The sequence below is a fragment of the Pyxidicoccus fallax genome (genome assembly GCF_012933655.1).
Lineage (GTDB): Bacteria > Myxococcota > Myxococcia > Myxococcales > Myxococcaceae > Myxococcus > Myxococcus fallax.
This window is the reverse complement of sequence record NZ_JABBJJ010000080.1, coordinates 18,699-41,456: the sequence shown is the minus strand read 5'-3', so window position 1 is coordinate 41,456 and position 22,758 is coordinate 18,699. Positions and strand designations below refer to the sequence as shown.

At 68.8% G+C, this 22,758-nt stretch carries 20 protein-coding genes; 11 read left to right on the top strand and 9 right to left on the bottom strand.

Annotated elements, in window-relative coordinates:
• Window positions 1-92 precede the first annotated feature (92 nt).
• Window positions 93-1,316 carry an MFS transporter gene (locus tag HG543_RS18680; RefSeq protein WP_169346158.1) on the bottom strand — a complete coding sequence of 408 codons (1,224 nt, stop codon included), beginning with the start codon at window positions 1,314-1,316 and terminating at the stop codon, window positions 93-95.
• Entirely contained in the window at window positions 1,317-2,513 is a 1,197-nt protein-coding gene (locus HG543_RS18675) for a cyclic nucleotide-binding domain-containing protein (RefSeq protein ID WP_169346157.1), read from the bottom strand. It abuts the gene before it with no gap.
• Window positions 2,514-2,721: 208 nt separating this feature from the next.
• On the opposite strand from HG543_RS18675, the gene HG543_RS18670 reads away from it, so the two are divergent.
• The 6 genes from HG543_RS18670 (at window position 2,722) to HG543_RS18645 (ending at window position 8,096) form a co-directional block, all read left to right on the top strand.
• A complete protein-coding gene (locus HG543_RS18670) occupies window positions 2,722-3,549 on the top strand; it encodes a helix-turn-helix domain-containing protein (RefSeq protein ID WP_169346156.1) in 828 nt (275 codons plus the stop codon).
• Window positions 3,550-3,628: 79 nt separating this feature from the next.
• Window positions 3,629-5,257 (top strand): FAD-binding protein, encoded by a 1,629-nt coding sequence (locus HG543_RS18665; RefSeq protein WP_169346155.1) that lies wholly within the window; start codon window positions 3,629-3,631, stop codon window positions 5,255-5,257.
• Between the two features lie 148 nt (window positions 5,258-5,405).
• On the top strand, window positions 5,406-5,681 hold the full coding sequence (locus HG543_RS18660; RefSeq protein WP_169346154.1) for a hypothetical protein: 276 nt from the start codon (window positions 5,406-5,408) through the stop codon (window positions 5,679-5,681).
• 105 nt (window positions 5,682-5,786) lie between these two features.
• On the top strand, window positions 5,787-7,049 hold the full coding sequence (locus HG543_RS18655) for a hypothetical protein (RefSeq protein WP_169346153.1): 1,263 nt from the start codon (window positions 5,787-5,789) through the stop codon (window positions 7,047-7,049).
• 13 nt (window positions 7,050-7,062) lie between these two features.
• On the top strand, window positions 7,063-7,530 hold the full coding sequence (comJ, locus tag HG543_RS18650) for a competence protein ComJ (protein ID WP_169346152.1): 468 nt from the start codon (window positions 7,063-7,065) through the stop codon (window positions 7,528-7,530).
• A gap of 143 nt (window positions 7,531-7,673) precedes the next feature.
• Window positions 7,674-8,096 (top strand): carbohydrate-binding protein, encoded by a 423-nt coding sequence (locus HG543_RS18645; protein ID WP_169346151.1) that lies wholly within the window; start codon window positions 7,674-7,676, stop codon window positions 8,094-8,096.
• A 77-nt stretch (window positions 8,097-8,173) separates the two neighbouring features.
• Here the strand turns inward: HG543_RS18645 and HG543_RS18640 are convergent, their stop codons facing one another.
• Window positions 8,174-9,007: a helix-turn-helix domain-containing protein gene (locus HG543_RS18640; protein WP_169346150.1), complete on the bottom strand. Its 834-nt coding sequence runs from the start codon at window positions 9,005-9,007 to the stop codon at window positions 8,174-8,176.
• A 99-nt stretch (window positions 9,008-9,106) separates the two neighbouring features.
• On the opposite strand from HG543_RS18640, the gene HG543_RS18635 reads away from it, so the two are divergent.
• Entirely contained in the window at window positions 9,107-9,862 is a 756-nt protein-coding gene (locus tag HG543_RS18635; RefSeq protein WP_169346149.1) for an MBL fold metallo-hydrolase, read from the top strand.
• Window positions 9,863-9,962: 100 nt separating this feature from the next.
• Window positions 9,963-10,763: a metal-dependent hydrolase gene (locus HG543_RS18630; RefSeq protein WP_169346148.1), complete on the top strand. Its 801-nt coding sequence runs from the start codon at window positions 9,963-9,965 to the stop codon at window positions 10,761-10,763.
• A gap of 85 nt (window positions 10,764-10,848) precedes the next feature.
• Here HG543_RS18630 and HG543_RS18625 read toward each other — a convergent pair whose 3' ends face one another.
• Window positions 10,849-11,421: a hypothetical protein gene (locus tag HG543_RS18625; protein ID WP_169346147.1), complete on the bottom strand. Its 573-nt coding sequence runs from the start codon at window positions 11,419-11,421 to the stop codon at window positions 10,849-10,851.
• 37 nt (window positions 11,422-11,458) lie between these two features.
• Complete coding sequence (locus HG543_RS18620; protein WP_169346146.1) at window positions 11,459-12,238, bottom strand: crotonase/enoyl-CoA hydratase family protein; 780 nt, start codon at window positions 12,236-12,238, stop codon at window positions 11,459-11,461.
• Between the two features lie 232 nt (window positions 12,239-12,470).
• Here HG543_RS18620 and HG543_RS18615 point away from each other — a divergent pair, with 232 nt between their 5' ends.
• Complete coding sequence (locus HG543_RS18615; RefSeq protein ID WP_169346145.1) at window positions 12,471-13,607, top strand: hypothetical protein; 1,137 nt, start codon at window positions 12,471-12,473, stop codon at window positions 13,605-13,607.
• A 61-nt stretch (window positions 13,608-13,668) separates the two neighbouring features.
• On the opposite strand, the gene HG543_RS18610 is transcribed toward HG543_RS18615, so the two are convergent.
• On the bottom strand, window positions 13,669-14,520 hold the full coding sequence (locus HG543_RS18610; RefSeq protein ID WP_169346144.1) for a sulfurtransferase: 852 nt from the start codon (window positions 14,518-14,520) through the stop codon (window positions 13,669-13,671).
• A gap of 162 nt (window positions 14,521-14,682) precedes the next feature.
• Between HG543_RS18610 and HG543_RS18605 the strand changes: the two genes are divergently transcribed.
• Window positions 14,683-15,366, top strand: coding sequence for a MotA/TolQ/ExbB proton channel family protein (locus HG543_RS18605; protein WP_169346143.1), 684 nt, complete (start codon window positions 14,683-14,685; stop codon window positions 15,364-15,366).
• A gap of 19 nt (window positions 15,367-15,385) precedes the next feature.
• Here HG543_RS18605 and HG543_RS18600 read toward each other — a convergent pair whose 3' ends face one another.
• Complete coding sequence (locus HG543_RS18600) at window positions 15,386-16,105, bottom strand: TetR/AcrR family transcriptional regulator (RefSeq protein WP_169346142.1); 720 nt, start codon at window positions 16,103-16,105, stop codon at window positions 15,386-15,388.
• A gap of 138 nt (window positions 16,106-16,243) precedes the next feature.
• Between HG543_RS18600 and HG543_RS18595 the strand changes: the two genes are divergently transcribed.
• A complete protein-coding gene (locus tag HG543_RS18595; RefSeq protein WP_169346141.1) occupies window positions 16,244-16,885 on the top strand; it encodes a hypothetical protein in 642 nt (213 codons plus the stop codon).
• Between the two features lie 80 nt (window positions 16,886-16,965).
• On the opposite strand, the gene HG543_RS18590 is transcribed toward HG543_RS18595, so the two are convergent.
• The gene (locus HG543_RS18590) at window positions 16,966-21,207 is read right to left on the bottom strand and encodes an nSTAND3 domain-containing NTPase (RefSeq protein WP_169346140.1); all 4,242 of its coding nucleotides are present in this window, start codon (window positions 21,205-21,207) and stop codon (window positions 16,966-16,968) included.
• A gap of 201 nt (window positions 21,208-21,408) precedes the next feature.
• Window positions 21,409-22,389 (bottom strand): hypothetical protein, encoded by a 981-nt coding sequence (locus tag HG543_RS18585; protein ID WP_169346139.1) that lies wholly within the window; start codon window positions 22,387-22,389, stop codon window positions 21,409-21,411.
• Between the last annotated feature and the right edge of the window lie 369 nt (window positions 22,390-22,758).

Genomic DNA, 22,758 nt, shown 5'->3' with positions numbered 1-22,758 from the left:
CCCCGAGCCCTTCGTGCCCCCACAACGTCAGGCGGTGTCGCTGAACGTGCCGCCCCAGAAGGACGGAGACGGAGACACGGAGCGCCCCTGAGTCAGGCCTTCCGGTCCGCGACGGCGACGAGCCGCTCGTGCAACAGGAGGAGCACCAGGGCACCGCCGGCAAGCGTCGGCCCGATGGCCTCCAGACCGAAGCGCTGGCCGAGCAGGCCGGCCACGTTGGGGAACACGGCGACGCCCAGCGTCGCGGCGCTCACCTGGAAGCCCACCGCGTGCGGCGCGGCCCGCTCACCGACGCGCCGGGGCGTCTCGGCCATGAGCCCCGGGAAGATGGAGGCGAGCGAGAACGAGAGCAGCGGCAGCGCCGCGGCCCCGGCGGCCTGTCCGGGGATGGCGAAGAGGGCCGCGGAGATGAGCACGCCCACCGTCGCGTAGCGCAGCATCCGGACCTGCCCCACCCGCTCGACGATGAAGCCCAGCAGGAGCCGGCCCGCGAGGAGCCCGCCCCAATACGCCGTCACCCACGTCCCGGCGACCGGCTCGTCGAGCCCCCGGGCCTCGGTGAGCAGCGTGTAGCTCCACTGGCCGGCGGCGGCCTCGATGCCCGTGTAGAAGAAGAAGATGGCGATCTGCAGCCAGACCCTGCTATCGCGCAGGACGGAGAAGCCGCTGAGCGGTGGCGCGTCCAGGGACACGGGACCGGCGCCAAGGGGCGCGTCCACCACGACTGGGGACGACGGCTGCGCGTCCCAGAGCCGCCTCGCCGCGAAGAAGGCCACGGCGAGGACGGCGAGCACGGCGCCGACCACCGCGTAGCCCACCCGCCACGAGGCCCCGACCCCGAGCACCACCGTCATGATGGCCGGGCCCGCCATGGCGCCCGCCGCGTAGGCGGCGTGAAGCCAGGACATGTGCTTCGGGCTGAAGTGGCGGGCCGCGTGGGTATTGAGCGCGGAGTCGATGGCCCCGGAGCCGAACGCCACCACCGGCGCGACGAGCAGGATGAACGCGAAGACCGGCGCGACGGAGTAACCCAGCACGCCCACGGCGGCGAGCGCCGTGCTCGCCGCCAGGAGCAGGCCGATGCCGAAGGCCTGCATGAGCCGGCCCGCGAACAGCCCGGAGAGGAAGTAGGCCACCGCCGCGAAGGCCACGGGCACGCCGAGCAGCGCCTGGGACAGGCCGAAGGTGTCCCGGAGGGACGGCCACGCGACGCCGATCAGCGCATCCGGAAGACCGAGGCTGACGAAGCCGAGATACGCGAGCGCCAGCAGCGCGGCGGGGGTCCGGGAGTGACGAGAAACGGTGTCGGTCGTCACTCAACTGCTCAGGGCCCGAACCCTCGCGGCCAGGTTCTGGGTGAAGAGACGGTAGATGCGCAGCGCGGCGGCCTCGTGCGTGTCGAGGAAATGCTCGAAGTCGGCGCGGCGGATGCGCAGCGCGCGCACGGGCGTGCGGGCCCGGACGTGCGCGGAGACGGGCGCGTCCTGCACCAGGGAGATTTCCCCGAGGTACTGGCCGGGCCCCAGCGTGTTGAGGTGCCGCGCGTCCTGCTCGGGGCCGCTGAAGACGTCCACCGTGCCCTCCATCAGGACGAAGAGGCCCGTGCCGGGCGCGCCCTTCTCCAGCAGGACGTCGCCCGGCTCGACGACGACCTGCCGCGCGAGCCGGTAGAGGTCCTTCATGTCCTCCAGGGACAGCTCGCTGAAGATGGGGATGGCCTTGAGGAAGCGGTACCCGCTGGCCACCGGTGTCGAGGTGGCGGCGGCGCGCCGGAGCAGCACGGCCTCGGCCTCGGCCTCCATGCCCATGCGGCGCAAGAGCCGCGCCTTCTCCTTCACCAGCGTCGCGTCCGCCCTCGCCTCCTCCGAGCTGCTCACCGCGTCCGCCAGCACCGCGAGCGCCCGGTGGGTGAAGCCCTCCACGTCCAGCAGCGTGCACATGCGCAGCACGGCCTCGACGAAGCGCGGGTCCTCCGGCTTCACGCCGCCCAGCGCCTCCACCTCCGCGTGGGCCTGGCCCAGGTCGCGGTAGAGACTCGCGGCCTCGAAGGGACGGCCCAGCCGCACGAGGCACTGCGCAATCGACTCGCGGGCCCCCAGGCGCCGGTACACCTCCAGGGCGCGCTCCAGGGCGCCGGCCCGCTCGAAAGCGGCGGCGGCGCGCTCCGCCTCTCCGGCGCGCAGGTAGGCCTCGGCCGCCTCCAGGTATTGGCCGCTCTGGACGTAGAGGTCCGCCACGGTGGCGTCCTCGCCGTCGCCCTCCATCAGCTTCGCGGCGCCCAGGAAGTCGCGGGCCCGGCGGAGGACCTCCACGAGCCCGCGGCGCTCCCGGACGGGGCGCTGGGCCGCCTCGCGGCGTAGGCGCTCGCGCTGGGCGTCCCCGAGGTCCTCGTAGAGCTGGGTCGCCTGCTCCGTCTGTTGCGATTCCACCAGTGAACGCACCGCGCGCAAGGCCCCCTCCGGCGGCGTGTTGATGCGCCCCCCGCCCTGCCCCTGGCCTGATGTTCCTGGCATGTGCCGCCTCCCCTTCCGGTCAGACCGGACAGCATACGCCGGCCCTGGCGCTTTCCCGCGCCGGAATCCGGTGTCGAAACGGTGTCATCGCACATCAGCCAGGGAGACGGGAGAGCAACCGTGCGGTTCGGCGCCGTGACGTAACCGGATGGCGGCCCTGCCCCCAGCGCCGTTCGTGCCCGGGCGGCAATCCGCTACCCTGCCCGGGATGAAGCGCGCGGCTGTCCCCACCATCTCCCTCTGGAGCCCGCCCCATCTGCCCGACTTGCAGGTGTCGCGTGTTGAGAAGGACACGCGGCTGTGGTCCGGACACTGCGTCCAGTACGGAGTGTCCGTCCTCTACGAGGGAGCCTTCGACTTCTGGTACCGCCGGCGCGTGTGGACGCACGGTCCCGGGCGGAGCCTCAAGCTCAAGGAGCCGGGCGAGGTCCACCGCGATGTCCTCATCCGCGCGCCCGTGACGGCGCAGTCCGTCTCCTTCGCGCCCCAGTTGGTGGACGAGGCCGCGAGGCAGCTCGGCCTCCCCGGCTCGCCCCACCTGAGCGCCGTGCTGAGCCGGGGCACGGGACGCGTCGAGGCCTCGGCGCTGGCGCTGCACGCGGCGCTCGCCCGCCAGTCCACGGACCGGCTCGAGTGCGAGTCCCTGCTGGCGGGGACCCTGGAGGCCCTGCTCACGGAGTACGCCGAGCGCGCGACCGTCGCGAGCTGTCCTCCGCACCGGCCGGCGGCACGGCGGGCGCGGGACATGTTGCACGAGCGCTTCACGGAGAACGTGGGCCTGGAGGCGCTGGCGCGCGAGGTGGGGCTGAATCGCTTCCACCTGCTGCGTGTGTTCCGCGACGAGTACGGCCTCCCACCTCACGAGTACGTCACCCACCTGCGGGTGGCGCGGGCGAAGGAGCTGCTGGCGCGCGGAGTGCCCGCCGGGGAGGCCGCGGTCGAGGTGGGCGTGTACGACCAGAGCCAGCTCAACCGGCACTTCAAGCGCATCGTCGGGCTCACGCCGGGACAGTACGCCCGGGCCGTGAGTCCGTGAGACCGCGGCGTCAGGCCCCGTCGTTACGCTGTTGCATGAGGCCAGGATTGGCCCTGGCCCGTGAACGGGGAGCTCCTTCGTGGAACTCAACCAGGACGCCGGGCAGCGCGAAGTCCGGAGACGTCTCGCCGAGTGGGCCCAGCGGCCCGATGCCGACTTCGAGCGGCTCCAGCTGACACGCCAGCAGGCCACCGAGCTGATGTGGGAGACGTGCGGGCGGCTCGTGCTCCCGTGGGACGCGGACTACGACCGGCTGCGCGCGGTGGCCTACGCGAACTTCGAGAACGTGCGTCCCGCCGCCATCGGCGTCTGTACGTCCGTGGAGGACGTGCGGTGCTTCATGCGGTTCATCCGCGAGCAGCGGCGGACGAATCCGTCGTTCCGATGGGTGCCCCGCACGGGAGGACACAGCACGGCGGGATACTCCACCGTGGAGGGCGGGTTGATGCTGGACCTGCGCGGGCTGAACAACATCTTCGTCCAGCCGGAGCGGAGGTTGGCGCACGTGGGCCCGGCGGTGCAGATGCGGGACTTCTACCGGACGACCCGCGTGTATGGCCTGTTCGCCCCGGGGGTGAGCTGCCCGGATGTGCCCATCGCCGGGATGATGCAGGGCGGTGGGTATGGCTTCGGCTCACGGATGTTCGGGATGAGCTGCGACAACGTCACCGAGGTGGAGATGGTGCTGGCCGATGGCCGCGTGGTGCTGGCCAACCGGAAGCGCAATCCGGACCTGTTCTGGGCCGTGCGCGGAGGGACGGGGAACCAGTTCGGAATTCTCACGCGGGCGACGTATCAGTTGCATCCGCTGGGGGACGTGGGGGCGGTGGTGTTGCAGTGGCGGCTCGGGACGGAGGCGGAGGCGGCGCAGGGGGCGCGGGCGCTGGATGTGTTGCAGCGGCGGTACATGGGCTCGAACCATGACCGGCGGCTCGGGTACCTGGCGCTGCTCCAGCATGGCGCGAGCTGGGACGGGCCGTTCCTCATCGTGCGCGCGATGTACCGCGGGGAGCGCGGACTGTGGCGCGAGCTGCTCGCGGACCTCGTGGCCACACCGGGGTGCCAGGTGCTGTGGGAGGACATGGGGTCCTTCTACTCGATGAACAACAAGCTCATGGGCTACGCGCAGGAGCCGGACTTCCCGGAGCCGACGGTGGACGCGCTGGCGCTGTCACCCCGGCAGGAGAAGCAGTCGCGGTTCTATGACAAGCCACTCGGAGAGACGGGGTGGCGCCTGTTCGTGGACCACATCCGGAGCGCGCCGACGAAGCTGAAGATTGCCACGCAGATGGTCATCGAGCCCGCCGGAGCCGCCATCAACGAGCGGCGACGCGGGGAGAACGCATACATCCATCGTCGCGCGGATTTCCACACGTACCTGAACACGTACTGGGACAGCGAGGAGGAGAAGCCGCGGGCCTTCGCGTTCCTGGAGCAGTGGCTGGAGATTGGAGAGCCGTGGACGAACCAGGAGGCGTATCAGAACTACCCGAAGCCCTACATCACCCACTGGCAGTGGCGTTACTGGGCCGAGTACTACCCGGTGCTGCGCCTCATCAAGCGCAAGTACGACCCGACGAACCTCTTCCGCTTCGAGCAGAGCATCGGTGCCGACAGGAATGGATTGGAGAGCGCCGCCACCGTGAGCCCCGAGGAGCTGGTCCCGGAGATTTCCAGGAGCCTCGACGCGCCCATCGCTCACCCATGACCCGCGGCGTGCCGCCAATCCATTATCAAACACAGCCACCGACGCGGCTCGCATTTGGACGGCAGCAATTCATAGACGTACGCGGAAACCCGCATTTACTTGCGAATGAAGGCCAATCACCATGGCATGGCAGCCCCCTGGAGGAATCATGAGAAAGCTTTTGAGTTCCCTGCTGGCCGCCACCGCCGTCCTCTCCCTGGCTCCCACGACCGCATCAGCTTTCCTGCCACCGCAGTGTGCGGAGATCTGCGATTACAGCCGCTGTAGCACGCGCTGCACCCAGGGCATCCTGGTGACGACGTGTGCGGACTGGGGCATCTGCATCGGTATCGCCGACGAGGACCCCGACACGACCTCCTCGGTGAGCGAGAACGTGACGCTGGAAGTCGACGCCTCGTTGCTGGTCTGCAGCGCGGCGCAGTAGTTCGAGGAGGCTGTCCGCCACCTGCGCGTCAGTGGAGCCCCACGGTGCACCAACCATGGGGCTCCGAGGAACAGAGTGTGGAAGCTGCGTGATAGTCTCGGCGACATGGAGTTCCCTCGGACGCGTTCCTGGTCTCGCACGGTGCGCAGGCGCGCGGTGTGGCAGCTGCAGCCGAAGGTCCTGCGCTTCCATCGCTCCTGGATGCAGCCCGTGGTGGAGCTGACGGCACTCCGGGAAGAGAGGGACCTCGAGCTCCTCGACGTACTGCTCTCGTTCCGCCGGCACGAGCGAGGGCTCGCCCTCCTCGACAGCGCGGCGCCCGGGCTTCCGGAGCGAGAGCTGGCGGTACGTCGGGCCGTGTGCCTCTGTCACCTCGGCAGGGACACGGAGGCGCGCCGCACGCTCGTGGAGGCCTGGAACCGGAGCGAGGACCCGCTGCTCGCCTTCGAGGTGTCCTGGCTGTCGAAGCTGCGCGACTGGGAGCCGGTGGTGCTGCCGCCATCGGACGCCTTCGACTGGCTCGTCGCCGCGAGGTTCGATGCCCGCCCTGCCCCACTGGACGCAGCCCGTGCCGCGCGGTGGGCGGAGTCCAACTGGCTCTTCGAGGCGGACCGGAAGCAGGCGCCGATGCCGGACGCGGACGTGGGCCCGCGCTACTTCCCCTACGAGCCCTCGGTGGCGCTATGGACGGCGGTGCTCGCGGTGCTCGGGGGCGCTCCGGTGCGAGACACCGTGGAAGATGCGCTGGAGGTCGCCACCCGCGCCTGGCCGGAGCTGTGGAACGTCCTCACCCTCGACCCGCTCTTCCAGCCCTTCGTGGCCCCGCCGCGCCCCGAGATGCCGGTGCTGCCAGCGGAGCTGTCCGAGCGCATGCAACTCTGGAACATCCTCGAGCTCTCACCCGAGCCGACTGAATGCAGCGCCACCCTCCCGCTTGGCACGTACTGCCCGGACCCGTTCGAACTCGACACCGACCCGCTCTACACGCTGTACGACGCGGTCGGCCACCTTCGCATCTGGGAGACACGCGAGCCCGAGCCTCCCTTCCGCATCGAGGTATCCCAGCACGCGGACCGCTTCGACGGCCGCTATGACGAAGGTGTGCTCGGGCCCCTGCGCCAATGGGCTCCGCACTGCGGGGAGGTGTGGTTCTTCCTCCGCGACATCAACCGCCTCCATGCGGACGAGCTCTACCTCCGAGGGGGCCGCTACGGCTTCCGCCGCTGGTCGCTCGCGGACGTCGAGTCCGACCCGAACCAGCCCTTCATCCAGCACGTGCACGCCCTGCTCCGTCAACTGGCCACACATCAGGAGGCGCGGTTCCACTCCGCGGAGTTCCGGCGCGCACTCCGACACTTCCTCCCGTAACCAGAACGACGCCATGGAACAAAAGTTCGACCTGCTGATTTCACACAGCCAGCTCCGGCTCCGCTCCAAGCCCTATGTGGACTCAGAGCATCAATGGGGACCGGGAAACGCCGAACAGGGTTTCCTGCTGCACGACGGCCTCATCAATGCCGACCCCCTGGTCGAAGGGAGCTTCGGAGCCAATGTCATCGTGAGGGTGTCGGAGACCTATACCCCCGACCCCGCTGTCCAGCGCTCCGCCCGGCTCGCCTTCAACATCATCGAGCCCGACAACGTCACCGTCTCTTCCGCTTCGGAGGAGTTCAAGGTCGAGTTCCCATTCCGGGCGGGGCCGCACACGGTCGTCTACGACGTGTGTCTGGCCAATGAGGTCTACTATGTCTTCACCATCCTGCCCACCGCCGGTGCTGAGTCGGTCATGCAACTGGATGACAACTGGGGCGCATCCAAGGACGCTCCGCTCAGGACCGGGAAGTTCTGACCCCACACTGGCGAACACACCTCGCGGCTCCGAATAGAGCGTGTTTCCGCCCCGGGACTGCCGGTGAAGGGGAATCCCTTTGACGCCTGGAATCGGGTGGCCGAGGGTGGCGCCCCCCTTTTCATCAACCTGGGAGACAACTCGTGAAGAAGAGCTTGCTGGGCATGTCCCTCGCGCTGTTCCTGACGCTGCCGGTGGTGGCCTCGGCGGAGACGGTGTGGTTCATGGAGGGCTCGGTGTCGGACAGCGCCGGGTCCAGCTACATCTATTCGGGCATCTACCTGAAGCTGGGCGTGTGGCCGGTGGCGCCGGGCCACAAGGTGGGCTTCGTCTACAGCTATGACCGGTGGGCCACCTCGCACTGGGGCACGCTGCAGTGGAGCCACAACCAGCCGAACGCGTACGGCTCGATGGACGAGGTGTGGATGAGCACCACGCTCGTCACGGTCCCCGGGCCGTGGCGCACCCCCACCACCATCGACTTCGCCGTCTACGTCGAGGACGCCAACGGCCAGCGGACCTGGAACAACAACGACGGCCAGAACTTCCGTCTCGTGGAGCCGTAGTCTCGCGAGCGGGGCCGGGGCGGTGCATCAGACCGCCTCGGCCACGCCGCGGCCCTCAACCCGCCCCCGCTTCGGCTCTACCCTCGCGGCTGTCCCAGGCGGCGGTAGGCCGTGGGCGTGACACCATGACGGAGCCGGAACAGCCGGGTGAAGTGACTCGCGTTCTGGAAGCCCCAGCGCGTCGCGATGTCCGCGGTGAGGTCATCGGGACGGGACAGCAGGTCCTCGGCGGCACGTTCGAGGCGGCGCAGGCGGATGACGTCCGCCAGGGTCCGCCCGCTCGTTCTCCTCAGGAGACCGTCGAGATAGCGTCGACTGACGCCCTGTGCGTGCGCGATGTCCTCGGGCTGTAACGCGGCGTCTCCGAGCCGCTGCTCGATGCTCGTGAGGGCCCGCTCGATACGCATCCGCGCCACATCCACGGCGGGGGCGCTCGGGCACAGGCCCACGGCCTCCAGCACGGTGTTCACGGCGGTGGAGCAAGCCTGGGCTGAAAGCGCGAGTCCCTCCCGAGCGAAGCCATGGAGCAGCTGCGCGACGATGCGCTCCCCGGAATGCTCTCTTCCGCGAGACACCGCCGTGCGCAGGTCCACCTGCGGGTGGCGTCGGCGCACGCGCTCGGCAGGCATCCGGAGCAGCAGCCGGCGGCCCTGGGTCATCGACAGCTCGAACGGCGCGTCCGAATCGAGCCACGTGAACATGCCCGCTTCGAGCACCGCGTGACGGTCCTCCTGCCGGACCACCGCGCTCCCCTCCACCGCGACCACGAGCTTCAGCGAGCCCTGCTCCTCCTCGGGCTCGCAGCGCACCGCGAACGGGCGGGCGTCGAGCCAGAAGAGCTCACTCTCCTCGAACCGGACGGAGCGCTCCACGAGCGCCCCGGGAGGCGCGGCAACCGTGACGAGTTCCATCACAGACCATCCGTCACGTCGGAACGGAACAGGTGTTCGCCGCGTCGGCCCGACAGACTGGGGGCAGCCGCTTCGCAGCCAATGGGAGAGAGACGAGACATGCAGACCCCGCGAATCATCCGAGTCCCCATCCTACCCCTGGGCATGGTGAACACCCACCTTCTCGAAGGCTCCTCCGGGTGCATCCTCGTCGATGCGGGCCTTCCTGGCTCGGAGCACAAGGTGGGCAAGGCCCTGGAAGCACGCGGGTGGACCTTGAAGGACCTCAAGCTGATCATCGTTACCCATGCGCACGTGGACCATGCGGGAGCCGCCGCCGCGCTCCGGGAGCGCTCCGGCGCGCCCATCGTCGCCCACGCCGCCGAGCGTGCGCACCTGCTCGGAGAGGCGCCCATGACCTTCTGCCCGACCGGATGGTTCGGCCGCGCCTTCGTGAAGAACCGCGCCATCCATGAGCGCTACCGGCCTGTCGACCCGGACATCCTGTTGTCGGATGACGAAACGCTCGACCTCACCCCCTTCGGAGTGCAGGGCCGTGTCATCCACTCCGCGGGACACACGGCGGGCTCCCTGTCGGTGCAGCTCGCCTCGAACGAAGCGCTCGTGGGAGACCTGGTCGCGTCGGGCGTGCTCCTGGGGGGCATTGTCCGGACACGGCACGCCATCCGGCCTCCTTTCGAGGAGTCGCCCACCACGGTGGCCGCCGAGCTCGAGCGGCTCGTGAGCGCGGGCGTGCGGACGTTCCACCTGGGCCACGGCGGTCCGCTCGATGCGCACGAGGTCCAGCGTCATGCCCGCGTCTTGCGCCACCTCCAGCCCGGGCCACCCCACCCGCAGCGCCTCCCGTGTCAATAACGCCCAATCGCCCGCCTCCCCTCTCCCGCTATCCCTCCCGTGCAGGACTTCGCCGCGCGGTGCTCGCGCGGCCTTCTTCCCTGACGAGGAGTGACGATGCGTGGCCTTCCTGGTTTCACCCCCCCTTCTCCTGGCCGCGTGCCTCCTGGCGGCTCCCACCAACGCTCCCGCCGCTGAGCCCGCGGGCGCGGCTTCACGGACCTCCAGTGGCCCTCGCGTGACGTGGCTCGGCCATGCGGCCTTCGAGGTGGTCTCCCCCGGTGGTACCCGGCTCCTCATCGACCCGTGGCTGAAGGAGAACCCGAAGACTCCGGCGGACTGGAAGGAGCTGGCGCGCTTCGGACAGGAGGGCGGGAAGCCGGCGGCCATCCTCGTCACCCACGCCCATGGAGACCACGCGCCGGACGTGCCCGAGCTGGCCCGGGTCAGCGGAGCGCTCGTCGTCAGCACCGGCGAGCACCTTCGCGCCATGAAGATTCCCGAGGCGCAGCAGCACAGCGTCAACGTGGGCGGCTCGTTCAAGCTCGGCGACGTCACCGTGCACGCGGTGCCGGCCATGCACTCCACGGACCCGGGGGGCCGGCCGCTCGGCTACGTGGTGACGTTCGCGGACGGGCGCTCGCTGTACCACACGGGCGACACGTGGCTTTTCGGGGACATGGCGCTCATCCAGGAGCTGTACCACCCCGACATCGTGCTCCTCACCACCGGCGGCGGACGCTGGGGGCTGGGCCCGAAGGCGGCGGCGCTCGCCATCAAGAAGTACTTCAAACCCTCCATCATCATCCCCATGCACTTTGGCACCTTCGAGCCCCTCGCCGAGGTGCCCGAGGTGCGCGCCGCCTTCTCCGGTGACAAGCGCGTGCGGTTCCTCACGCCGGGTCAGGCCACGGTGCTCTGAGCCGGCACGGCGCGGTACGCCCCCTCCCCTGCCGCGCGGGCTCGGAGCGCTCCCGGGTACCGAAGCCGTGCCTGGACTCGAGAAATCACGGGCTCAGCAGGCGCAGGTCGGTGAGTTCGACATCGTTGATGGGCTGCGCCGTGGTCTTCATGGGCCGGATGCGGACCGTGAGCCCGTATCGCTGCCCCTCCGACATCCGGCGCATCAGCGCGGGCCGAGGAACGAAGACGATGACGTCCCCGGCGCCGAGCTGGTCATGGTTCTCCGGGGCACGCAGCGTGTCCGAGACGATGACATGGTCCCCCATGCAGGGCTTGCACATGGCGCCTTTGGGGCAGGGAGGACACGGCACGACCCGGGTGACGAAGCCTTCGATGACGTGCGTGCCAGACACCGGCTTCAGGCGCAGCAGCTTCGCGATGGAGAGCGCTGGCCCCGCGTCCGGAGCGGAGGGGGCCGTGGCTTCGCCCGCACCGGACGGGGAGGCCGCCACGGCCGGTGCCGGTGAGGCATCCGCCGCCGGAGCCGGCGTGGCCTGGATGGACGGGTGGACCTCTGGCTGGGCGGGACGGCTGCACGCGCAGGCGCCGAGCAGCAGCCACCCCGCGAGTCTCAGGTGCGCCGACCTGGAACGAGACGGTGGCTGGCGGGGTGGCATGGACAGGTGGGCTCTCAGTGGGTCTCCTGGCTGAAGGTCAGCGGCCGTGGAAGGTCGCGGGCCTCCGCTCCATGACGGCCATGAGGGCCTCGTGGGTATCTTCCGTGGTGGCGAGCCGCATGATGGAGGGGAGCAACTTCTCCGCGGCGGCACGCTCTCCCTCGAGCACGGCGGTACGCGCGCTCTCCAGGATGGCCTTGATGGCGAGGGGCGGTTTCGACGCGATGCGTGCGGCGACCGCCATCGCCGTCTCCAGGAGCGCCTCTCGGGCCACGACACGTTGCACGAGTCCCAGGCGATGCGCCTCGCGCGCGTCGAGCGCATCGCCCGTGAGGAGGTACTGCATCGCATTCCCCCACCCCATCGTCTGCACCCAGCGAGCAGTCCCTCCACCGAACGGGAAGATGCCGCGATCGACTTCGATCTGCTCGAACGTGGCGTCCTCGGACGCGAGGGTGACGTCACCCGCGAGCATCAGCTCGATACCGAGCGTGAGGCACTTGCCGTGCACCGCGACGACCAGCGGCTTGGTGCGCGAGGGACCATGTGTCCCCCACGGGTCCACACCCGCCGAGCGGAAGAGGTCAGCCGCCTCCCCCATGCGCGGGAACACATCCATGAGGTCAAGGCCCGCGGTGAACACCGGACCGTGGGCGAAGAGCACCGTCGCGCGGATGGCATCGTCCGCCTCGACCCGCGCGAAGGCCGCGGAGAGCTGCTCGATGAGCGCCACGTTCATCGCGTTGCGCTTCTCCGGCCGGTTCAGGCCAATCTTGCGGACATGGCCATCAGTCTCTTCAGTCACGAGCGAAGTCATGGTGACGCTCCTGTCGGGCGGGACGGCGAATCCACATTACCTGACGCACGCTCAGTGAACGACCGTTTTCCTGGATTTCCTGCTTCCGTGTCGAATCCCATCGCGCGGAGCGAGGCCTCCGGCCAGGTCTCGTGCGCCGGGTTCCGGCTGGATGGATGCCAGCCCCGTCGCCAGCTCGACGGCTCGTGCGAACGCGAGCGCGGCTCTACACTGCCTTTCTTCCGGAGGCTTCATGCACCCCAAGAGACTTCGTCGTCGGCCCGCGCTCACGCTCCTCCCCCTGACCTTGGGGCTCGCGCTCGCGGGCGTGGTGGGCTGCTCCGACGATGAAGGGCCGGGCGTGGAAGTGCCAAACCCGCTGACGAATCCCACGGATGGCCCGCCCGCCGGGAATCAGAACGCGGAGGCCACGTGCTCCATCCCCGCCGAGGCGGGACTCGCCGATGTCTCCAAGCCCACCACCGTCGTCGGTAATGGCACCCCGGCGAGCTGCACCAGTGACGCCTTCGTGCAGGCCGTGGCCAAGGGCGGCGTCATCACGTTCGACTGTGGGAAGGAGCCGGTCACCATCACGCTCGACCGCACCGCCAAGGTCTTCAACAACACGGGGCCGGACATCGTCATCGACGGCAAGGGGCTGGTGACGCTCAGCGGCGGTGGCAAGCACCGCATCCTCTACATGAACACCTGTGACTCGAATCAGGTGTGGACGACCTCGCACTGCCAGAACCAGGACCATCCCCGGCTGACGCTCCAGAACCTGACGTTCATCGACGCCAATTCCAAAGCGGAGACGGAGTTCGACGGCGGCGGCGCGGTCTGGGTGCGCGGTGGGCGCGTGAAGGTCATCAACTCGCGCTTCTTCAACAACGCCTGCGCCGATGTCGGGCCCGACGTGGGCGGCGGCGCGCTCCGGGTGTTCAGCCAATACGAGAACCGCCCCGTCTACGTGGTGAACAGCACCTTCGGCGGCAAGGCCGGCTACGGCGGCGCCTGCTCCAACGGTGGCGGCATCAGCAGCATCGGCGTGTCGTGGACCATCATCAACAGCCTCTTCTCCCACAACCGGGCCGTCGGTAACGGGGCCAATCCCGCCCGGCCGGGCACTCCGGGTGGAGGCAGTGGCGGCGCCATCTACAACGACGGCAACACGATGACCCTGTCCCTCTGCGGCACCCGCATCGAGCACAACGAGGTCAACGCCCACGGCAGCGCCATCTTCTTCGTCAGCAACGACCACTCGGGCGACATCCGCATCGACCGCTCGGTCATCCGGAACAACGCTGGCGGGTCGTGGTACCCGACGCATCCGCAGATCTCCAACCACGACGACACGCGCATCGTGGTCACGAACTCCACGATTGAATGACGGAGTTCCCGGGCACCAGGGGGCTCCGTCACGGCCCCGGGCCGCGGCTGGGGGCACGGCGCTACGAGGTTTGAATCACGGGCCGGTCCGACGGCAGCCCCCATTCGCTCCACGAGCCGTCGTACACCTGGATATCGGTGTAGCCCGCGACCGTCGCGGCGAGCGCATCCACGCAAGCCGTGACGCCCGAGCCGCAGCTGAACACGAACTTGCGGCGTGAGCCGACGGTCTCCTCGAACAGCGCTCGGAGTTCTTCCGCGCTCTTGAGGCGCCCCTTCACCTGTACCTCCGTGAAGGGCACATTCACCGCGTTCGGCATGTGCCCCTGTCGCAGGCCCGCCCGGGGCTCCGGCTCGCGTCCCTCGAAGCGTCCTCGCGAGCGGGCATCGATGACCGCACGGCTCGCATCCGTCAGCGTCCGCTCGACAGCGGCAGCGTCGCAGAAGGCACTCCCGGTCGGCACCGCGACGAAATCTCCCGGGCGCTCGACGGGCTCCGCGTCCCGTGACGTCGGATGGCCGGCTTCGAGCCACGCCGGCAGGCCGCCATCGAGCACGGCCACCCGCTCGTGTCCCATGGCCTTGAACATCCACCAGGCGCGCGGGCTGGAATACAGCCCCACCCGGTCATAGACGACCACGAGGCTGTCTCGATGGATGCCGAGCTTGCGCGCCTCGCGCTCGAACTGCTCGGGGCCCGGCATCATGTGTGGAAGCGACTGCGCATGGTCGCTGAACGCGCCTTCGAGGTCGAAGACGCGAGCGCCCGGAATCCGCTCGGGAGGGCTCTCGGGCGCGGCGGTCGCCCCCGCTCCAACGGGCTTCATCTTCACCTCCAGGAGCACGAGGCGCGGCTCGCCGAGCATGGCGTGAAGCGCGGACACGGAGACGAGCGCGGGCTGGGAATCGGTCATCCGCGCAGTCTGGCGCCGTGACACAACAATGACAATCTCATGGACGAGAGCCCACCCTTTCGTCTGGACGGCTACGTACCTTGTTTCTCGGCTGCACCCACCGTCGTTTGCCATTGGGCCACCCCATGGCCCAACGCGCGAGGAGGCGCGTCCAATCCAGACATGCAATTCACTTTCGCGGGCTTGTGGGGCCACATGGGCCCCTTCGCGCAATTCATTGTCATCGCAATGGTCGTGATGTCCGTCGTCTCGCTCATCATTCTCGCCGAGCGTGTCCTCGTCTTCCGGTCCTCCCGCCGTCACTCGCGCAGGTTCGCCGCGCAGATGCGCACCCTGCTCTCCAATGGAGACTTCGACGCCGCCTCACAGAGCAAGCCCGCACCGGACGTGGGCTACCTCGGCAGGACCATCCGCGCGGGACTGGCCGCCTACCACGTCTCCTCCGAGGACAGCCGTGACGAAGCCATGGAGTCCGTGGCCCGCAGCCTGGAGCGGCAGGCGCAGCGCGAGGTCCAGAGCCTCAAGCGCGGCCTCGGCGTCCTCGCCACCGTGGGCTCCACCGCGCCCTTCGTCGGCCTGCTCGGCACCACCATGGGCATCGTCACCGCGTTCCAGGACATGGCCAATGCGGGCGCGGGCGGAATCGGCACCATCTCCAACGGCATCGCCGAGGCGCTCATCACCACGGCCATCGGCCTGCTCGTCGCCATCCCCGCGGTGATGGGCTACAACTCCCTGCAGGGCTGGGTCGACGCCCGCGCGGTGGACCTGTCCGAGGCCAGCAACGAGTTCCTCGACGCCGCGGCCCGCGCTCTCAAGCGCGCTCGCTCCGCCGCCGCGGCCTGAACACGCGCCACGCTGACAATCACCGCCGCCGCCGCGCCCCGCCCCGGCGCGGCGCGGGCACCTTCCCCCGCCGTGCCTGCCCTCGTGGCTTGCGCGCCGGGGGCTTCTTCGCTTCCGGCAGCTCCAGGCTCGCCAGGATGATTCGGCTCAAGAGCGCATACACCGGCGCCGGGTCGAAGGACGCGTCCAGCAGGTGATGCAGGGACAGCCCGTCCACGCACGCCTTCATGATGGCGGCGTAGTGCACGTCCAGCGGCTCGGGCCGGGCGTCCTCCTGGCCCTGGCGCACGCGCGCCACGGTGAGGGACACCTCCTCCTGCACGCAGCGCAGGGACTCCGCCACCGCGGACTTCAGCTCCTTGTTGCGCAGCCCCATGGCGAACAGCTCGTAGCGCACGCGGAACTGCTCCGGCATGTCCTTCAAGAGCCGCTCGCCCCACGCGAAGCTCTCCGCCGCCAGGCGCTCGGGGGGCGTCTCCTCGCGCAGCCGCCGCAGCTCCGTCATGTACTGCTGCCGCGCCTCCTCGGCGACGGCCAGCAGCAGCGCGTCCTTGCTGCCGAAGTAGTAGTGCACCAGGCCCTGGTTCACCCCGGCCTCGCGCGCCACCTCCTTCACCGTCGTCGCGTCGTAGCCGCGCTCGGCCAGCACCCGGTAGCCGGCGGTGATGAGCCGCGCCCGGGCGTCCGGTTCCGGGGAAGTGACGGACTCCTTCTTCGAGCCACCGCGAGGACGAGCCATTCAGTGTCCATAGGTCAGGCGATGTAGGCCCGCAAGTGGCCGAGCCTCCAGGCGGGCTGCTTGACATCGCGCGTCACCGGCCTTAGTTAGTCGTGTAGCTAATTTAGTCGACCGACTAAAAAGACCTGGAGGAAAGCAATGCGCGTCCCGTCCCTGAATGCCGTGAATGTGTCGAAGGCCGTCCTGCTGGCGGTTCCCCTGATGGCGGCCCCCGCCCTGGCCGACGAGGCCGTCGGGCCGATCCCCGGGCATGAGAGGGAGCGTCAGAGCGCGGTCCTCCTGGAGCTGTCGCCGCCCGCGCTGGACGCGTCCATGTACGGCATCCGCCTGGACATCGCCCCGTCCATGGAGGGCCCGTTCTCCTTCGGCCTGATGGGGCGCGCGGGCCAGTGGGGCAACTCGCTGGGCGCGAAGACGCGCTTCGACGGCATCGGCGCCACCGAAATCAAGCTGAACTACGCGGTGGGCGCGGACGCGCGCTACACGCTGGGCTCGTTCGCCAACGGCACGCTGAAGCCCTTCGTGGGCCTGACGGCGGGCTTCGAGGAGTTCGTGAGCCGCTCCGGCAACGGCCCGTCCGAGGCCGCCACGACGGCGGCGTTCCTGGAGCCGACCGCGGGCGTCATGTGGCGGCCGGGCGCCGGGCGCGTGGGCCTGTCCGCGCGCGTCGGCCCGGGCTTCACCTTCACGGACACGCGCGACCTCCAGGTGCAGGCCGGTGACCTGCGACTCAAGCCCGTGTACCCCACCGCCTCGCTGGGCCTGCTCGTCGTCCTGTAGTCCCGTGGCTCGTGGCGCGCGTTGTCGAGGTCATGGAGCGGGTGGTGCACCTCACCGTGACCTCGACGGAACGGGCCCGCTCAATCGTGGTCGACGCCGCGCCACTCCTTCTGCGCCAGCCAGGTGAGGCTCTGGTCTTCCGTCAGCACCTGCCCGGGAGTCATGCCCTCCAGGCACAAAGGGTCTTCCGCACGACGCCCGAAGAGCTCGAAGAAGCACCAGCGCAGAGCGCGGGGAACGCGCTCCTCGGCTTGGAGGCCTGCCATCCACGTCATGGCTTCGGGTTCGCGACAGAGTGCCAGGTCCGGGGTCCGTCCATCTCCAAGCCCGACCCTGACCTGTTCGAGGAGCTGAAGCCCCGGTGCATCCGCCGCATCAACGGCGCGCGCGAACGCCTGCTCCATCACGGGCCTGTCCTCGCCCGAGAGGACGAAGCCCACCGACAGCAGGAGTGCGCGCCGAGAGGTCATCGTGTCGTCGGTCAGCACCTGCCGCATGCACTGCCACGCGCGTGAGGTCAGCAGCCCCAGGACGATCAGCGCTGGAACAGCAAGCGAAGCATCGGTGTGGCGGGCGGCCCAGCCCAGGTCTTCCACTCGCACCTCTGCCCGTGCCTCTGGGTATCTCCGCAGGTGCTGGAGGAGGAACCAGGCACCGGCATATCGCAGGGGGAACGACAAGGCTCCGTTACGGACTTGAATAGCCTCCCGGCTCTTCATGCACGCCTCAAGGACGCGCAGGGCCTTCGTGCTCGGGTTGCGTGCGAGGAGCGGGAGCAGGTCGCACCGAGCATAGCTGTCGAGCGTCGCCTGGACGCCCTGTTCAATGAACCCGAGGCAGCGTTCGAAGTCTGGCTCGGTCAGCGATGGGAGCCCCACCAATGCCTTCGCGGCGGCGCGTGCCACGGGTGATGCGTGAGGATGGTCCCAGCCATGGGTCACCGCTGGCGCGGCGAGGAGTTTGAAGAGCGCATCAGTTCCATCGCCCCATGCCATCGCTCCAATCTGCAGCGCGCACTCCCGCTGAACGAGGACGCTGGGGTCGCCAGCCATCCCGATAATCCGCTCCCGCTCCATGGAAGTCGCTCGCGGAGCCAACAGGGCGAGCGCGGCGGCCCGTACTTTCGCGCTCTCGTGTGCCAGGTGCGCCGAGACCAGATCGTGGGCGCCGGGCACATCCCTCCCGAGCAGCAGGTGCAGGGCCAGCGGCAGCAACACATCCTGGGAGAGGACCTTCGATGTGCTGAAGACCTCCTCCAGCGGAGAGCCGGAGACGGCCAGTACCAGCAAGGCCCCCAGCCCGAGCACCCCAGGATTCTGGGAGGCGAGTTGCCGGAGCCAAGTTTGCTGTTCGGATGAGAGCTTGCGAACCGCGCTCTCGGGTGGCGCCTTCCCGATGGCAGCCGTGCAGAGCGTCACGACCTCCAGCTCGCTCGGAGTAAGCCCTTCCAGCGGGCGCGAGGAGTCCTTCCCTCGTCGTGCCTCGGCGAGTGCCACGCGGCGCGCGAACTCGATCGACTCCATCAGCCGGGCAAGAACACCCGGGAACTCCTCCCCTGCCAGCGAGTGGAGCGCGTGGATGCCACTGGTCAGGTGCTCCAGGGGACATGCCCGAAGGTCGTCCAACAGCTTCGGCAGGAGTTCGGACGCCCGTATCACGGCCATGAGGTTCCAGAGCCAGCGTCTGTCATCCGGGCTCGCCGCCTCGTGTAGCGCGGCAAGCTCATCGAGGCTCGCACTCTGACGGTCGACAGACCATCTTCTGCCCAGAAACGTCGTGGTGGGGAGGATTGCCGCGAATATTGATTGAAAGAAGGCCGGCACGATTTCCGCGCGGCGCGGGTGATCGACCGCCCAGGCGTGGCCCTCGCGACATCTGCGGATATCGACCACTGTTGCCAGCGCGTGCTCGTAAGCCAGGCATCTGGCCTTCAGGGGCCGCTCCCTGAACATCTCCTGGGTCTGGAATCCCGCTGTCACCCGCAGGGACCTCGTCTCGGAATCGAGCAACTGTCGTGTCCGGCCGAGTGCATCCAGCGCGAGCAGCAGCAGTTCCTCCGCGGGAGCGTCGGGTGCTTCCAGGGCTCCCTCCAGAATCTGGCGCAGGTTGATGTCGAATGCGTCGTTCAGCCCCGAGGACGTGGGCTCCGGAAGGTCTCGTGCTCCCGCCTCAGCCAAGGCATTGCGCGCGGCGAAGCGCAGGTCTTCCGTGAAGTCCCACCCCAGGTCACGGCTCCAGCTCGAAAACCGCTCCCATCCATATTTCCTTCGAGAGGCCAACCAGCCAAACCTTACGAACCTGCCTGCCAACGCGCGAGCTCCAGGACTGGTCTGGACAGCCTGCCGCTCCGCGGGAGTCCACTCCGCGGGCATCCAGATGTCATTGAAGCGGGTGAAGCCTTCCACGAGTCCCACCAACCGTCTGGCCACCAGGGCTTCCGGCGTGACGCCTCGCGAGAAGAGGCTGAACCGCTCGAGCGCTTCCGAGAAGCCCTCATCGGATTCCTGGGTGACGTACTCCCCCAGGAAGGTGTCCAGTGCATGGGCCACGTCCGGGGGCAGAGGCCGCTTGCGCTGCTCGAGCGCGAAGACGAGCCGAATGGTGCCACTCAGCATGGACGCGGCGATGAGCGCGCAGAGCCACTCGACGAGGGCGTCCGTGACGGTCTCGGGTGCAGTCTCGAACAGGGAGAGCAACCCATCCATGACCTGAGGGTGGGCCCAGTACCCCTCCGCCCGGAGTTCGAGCCACCCCTCCAGGTGAAGGCGATGGAACATGGCTTCGAGCTCGATGCCGGTCCGCCCCGAATCCCGGAGGACGCCCGCGAATGCCTTCACCTCCTCCGCGTCGATGGGGTTGCGAAGGAACAACAGGAAACCCGCCAGGGCTCCCGGCACGACGCTGGCGATCGAGCCTTCACGGACCTCGCCTGCCACCGTGTTGCCAATGACTTCCATCAGCGAGCGCTTCAATGCCTCCTCGAGTTCCTCCAGCGAGAGGGAGGGCTTCTTCCGGAGGCGGCGCCCGAAATGTCGGAGGGAGAATGGGACATCGAGCTTCGAGACGATTTGCTCCTCGTGTGCGACGACGAAATCCTGGGCCTGGGGAGTCCCCCGAAGCTCCTGCTCCAGGATTCGCAGGCGGTCCTCCGGGCTGTAGTGCGCGGGAAGCAGCTCCTCGGCGACCTCACTAATCGTATCGGAGAGCTTCGCGTCTCCTCCCCCTCCCCTGAGGTTCCCCGTCCGGGAGGTGATGAGGAACCTCTTGTCCGGGCCCGCCTCCGTCAACAGGTAAGCCATCTCGGTGCGCCAGCGATGCACGTCTGGTGCAGGGGTTCCGGAGCCCCACGGGTCCTCCAGGTAGAAGAGGGTTCGCCCCGGGCTGCGCAGTGCTTGCCGGATCTTGCCCGGAGAGAGGTTTTCCTGGAGGACTTCGAACGGCTCCGCACCCACCTTGTGTCTGTAGGCGAGGATGTCCGCGACGGTCGACTTGCCTACGCCAGGAGGGCCATACAGTACGAGCGCGAACCGCTGCTCGAGCTGGTCCGCCAGACGTTCGAAGTTGCTCGGCGGGACGAAGTTCTCATGCGGGTGCTCTGGAAGACCGCCGAACTGACGAAGGACGTCGAGCAACTCCTCTCGCGGCCAGTGCCGCCCCACGTTCCCGAGCAGCCGTTCCCGAACCCGACTCTTCATCTCGTTGGTGCAGGCCGTGAGCCGGGTCGAAGGGATGTGGGCGCGCTCACGAAGATGCTTCTCGATACGGCCCCGAACGGTCTCCCGGGTTTGCTGGTCGAGGATGCACAGCCGCCGGGCGATACGGGCCTGCTCCTCCTTCGGCAAGCGACTCGGGAAGGGCAGGCCCGTGGTCGAGGATGGCCGCTCATCGAGGTCCTGGATGCGATGGCCAGCCAGCTTTGCTTCCACCTGCGCGCTGGTGACGAGGATGTAGGTCGTCTCGTCGGACCTGCTCAGGTATTCAACGGGGCGGAGGCGCGGGGTGGGCCCTTTCTGGGGGCGCCTCGCACTGGAGGGGCTCACAATCTCCTTGAAGGCGGTACTGCCCAACGGGCGTGAGCGGTACTTGATCTGTATTTGAAGCTCTTCCCGCGCGGGCAGCCGTAACGTGGACAGCGCCTGCTCATGGCTGACGTCGAGTCGGGCCCGGATGTCCTCCTCGGAGGCCGGCTCGACCTCAATCTCCGCGCAGGGACCGGAACGCGCGAGCATGAGCTCCAGCGCGAGCCAGACCGTGGTGAGGATTTGATACTCGTAGCCCTTGTAGGCAGGGAGGCCCATCCGGTCCGAAGACTGCTCCGACATGGTCTCCTGCCCCCTCCGAGGGTCCACCGTCACGGTCCACATGATGCCGGCTCCAGGGCGCTCCACACCAGCATCTCCTGGGTGGCCGGACAGAGGCGGCCCTGAACCCGTGCCGTGATGGCGTGGGAAACGAGAACGGGCCCGCCGGACGTCGTGTTCCGGGGGCCCGCCGCCGTCCACCCACCACGCCTCAGGCGTGGCTCACCAGAAGTGCTCCTGCTCGATGGTCACCACCTTGCGTGACTCCGGGAACAGGATGACGAAGAGGTTGAAGTCCGAGCCCTGCAGCGGGCTCGCGTAGGACGCCACCACCACGGACTCCACGCCGTTGCCGTAGGTGGAGAGCACCTGCTGCGGCACGTTGTACGTGGAGAAGATGGGCAGCAGCTGGGGCTCCAGGTTGGCGAACGGGAAGGTGCCGGTGGCGTAGTAGCCGCGCTGGCTGAAGAACGGCATCGCCTGGACGGCGCGCGTGGCCATGGCCAGCGTGGGGTTGCCCGTGTACGGCCACGGGAAGCTGTAGGCCCTCAGCCAACCGTTGCAGGCGCCCTCGCAGCCCCAGTAGACGTTCGTCATCGTCTGCTCAAGGTGCGGCGGCAGCGGCTGCTGGGCGAGCTGCAGCGTGTACCCGGACGGGGCCGGCTGCGGCGTCACGCACGCGCCGCCCAGGCAGTCCACCTGGAGCCGGAAGTTCTTGCCGGCGCCGCTGCCGCTCGTCACCACGGCGAGGTACTCGCCCTGCGCGGGCAGTGACACGGAGCTGATGCGGCTCAGCTGGCCGTAGCCGGAGTCGTCATCCACCGCGAGCAGCGTGTTGCCGAAGCTGCCGTCCGCTCGGCGCGGGCCGTACAGGAACAGCCCCGTGTCCAGGTACATGCTGCTGCCCAGGTGCGTCACCTCCAGCTTCACCGTCGAGGCTCCCGTCACGTGGAAGCTGAAGGAGAAGTACTGGGGCGTGGTGGTGAACTGCGTCTGGATGGCGCCGGGCACATTCACCCGGCCCATGTACGTGGTGCTGTCCAGGATGTTGCCGCTGGCAGGCGCGGGCGGCGGGTAGAGCACCGCCCGGGTGCTCTCGCCCACGGGCGACTCCGGCGATGTGTCACCGTCGGGAACGCCGCCGCAAGCGGTGGCCAGGGCCAGCATCGACACGAGACACGCCTTCAGGAACTGGGAACGCATCGGTCTTCCTCATCGGGGTGGGCGTCAGGGGGGGAGGCGGAGTGAAGCAGAACCGCCCGAACCCCCGCGAGCGAGTCACTTGCCGGTGACACCCGCGCGGTCGCTCCGAACCCGTGGCTGTAACCTCCGGCGTCACAACCCCGGGCCGGGTTGTGGCGCTGTCCGTCACGCTCGGTGCGCCCTCCCCTCTGAGACGCTCGCGGCACGCCTGCTGCACTGCTCTGCCGTCACGGGTTGCACAGGAACCATCGAGTTACCCGAGGGGGGTACGCGGAGCCCCGGCCGGTACGACGCGGCCGTGCCGGGGGCTCCGCGAGCAGTTCCCGCGGGCAGGGGTACGGTCCCCGAGGACGGGACCGTGATATCTTG

Excerpts from the sequence above, each read along its gene's own strand:
- HG543_RS18585 (WP_169346139.1), bottom strand. The coding sequence starts at position 22,389 with ATGCGTTCCCAGTTCCTGAAGGCGTGTCTCGTGTCGATGCTGGCCCTG.
- HG543_RS18675 (WP_169346157.1), bottom strand. The coding sequence starts at position 2,513 with ATGCCAGGAACATCAGGCCAGGGGCAGGGCGGGGGGCGCATCAACACG.
- HG543_RS18615 (WP_169346145.1), top strand. The coding sequence starts at position 12,471 with ATGCACCCCAAGAGACTTCGTCGTCGGCCCGCGCTCACGCTCCTCCCC.
- HG543_RS18635 (WP_169346149.1), top strand. The coding sequence starts at position 9,107 with ATGCAGACCCCGCGAATCATCCGAGTCCCCATCCTACCCCTGGGCATG.
- HG543_RS18610 (WP_169346144.1), bottom strand. The coding sequence starts at position 14,520 with ATGACCGATTCCCAGCCCGCGCTCGTCTCCGTGTCCGCGCTTCACGCC.
- HG543_RS18625 (WP_169346147.1), bottom strand. The coding sequence starts at position 11,421 with ATGCCACCCCGCCAGCCACCGTCTCGTTCCAGGTCGGCGCACCTGAGA.
- HG543_RS18620 (WP_169346146.1), bottom strand. The coding sequence starts at position 12,238 with ATGACTTCGCTCGTGACTGAAGAGACTGATGGCCATGTCCGCAAGATT.
- HG543_RS18655 (WP_169346153.1), top strand. The coding sequence starts at position 5,787 with ATGGAGTTCCCTCGGACGCGTTCCTGGTCTCGCACGGTGCGCAGGCGC.
- HG543_RS18595 (WP_169346141.1), top strand. The coding sequence starts at position 16,244 with ATGCGCGTCCCGTCCCTGAATGCCGTGAATGTGTCGAAGGCCGTCCTG.
- HG543_RS18605 (WP_169346143.1), top strand. The coding sequence starts at position 14,683 with ATGCAATTCACTTTCGCGGGCTTGTGGGGCCACATGGGCCCCTTCGCG.
- HG543_RS18590 (WP_169346140.1), bottom strand. The coding sequence starts at position 21,207 with ATGTCGGAGCAGTCTTCGGACCGGATGGGCCTCCCTGCCTACAAGGGC.
- comJ (WP_169346152.1), top strand. The coding sequence starts at position 7,063 with ATGGAACAAAAGTTCGACCTGCTGATTTCACACAGCCAGCTCCGGCTC.
- HG543_RS18600 (WP_169346142.1), bottom strand. The coding sequence starts at position 16,105 with ATGGCTCGTCCTCGCGGTGGCTCGAAGAAGGAGTCCGTCACTTCCCCG.
- HG543_RS18640 (WP_169346150.1), bottom strand. The coding sequence starts at position 9,007 with ATGGAACTCGTCACGGTTGCCGCGCCTCCCGGGGCGCTCGTGGAGCGC.
- HG543_RS18660 (WP_169346154.1), top strand. The coding sequence starts at position 5,406 with ATGAGAAAGCTTTTGAGTTCCCTGCTGGCCGCCACCGCCGTCCTCTCC.
- HG543_RS18670 (WP_169346156.1), top strand. The coding sequence starts at position 2,722 with ATGAAGCGCGCGGCTGTCCCCACCATCTCCCTCTGGAGCCCGCCCCAT.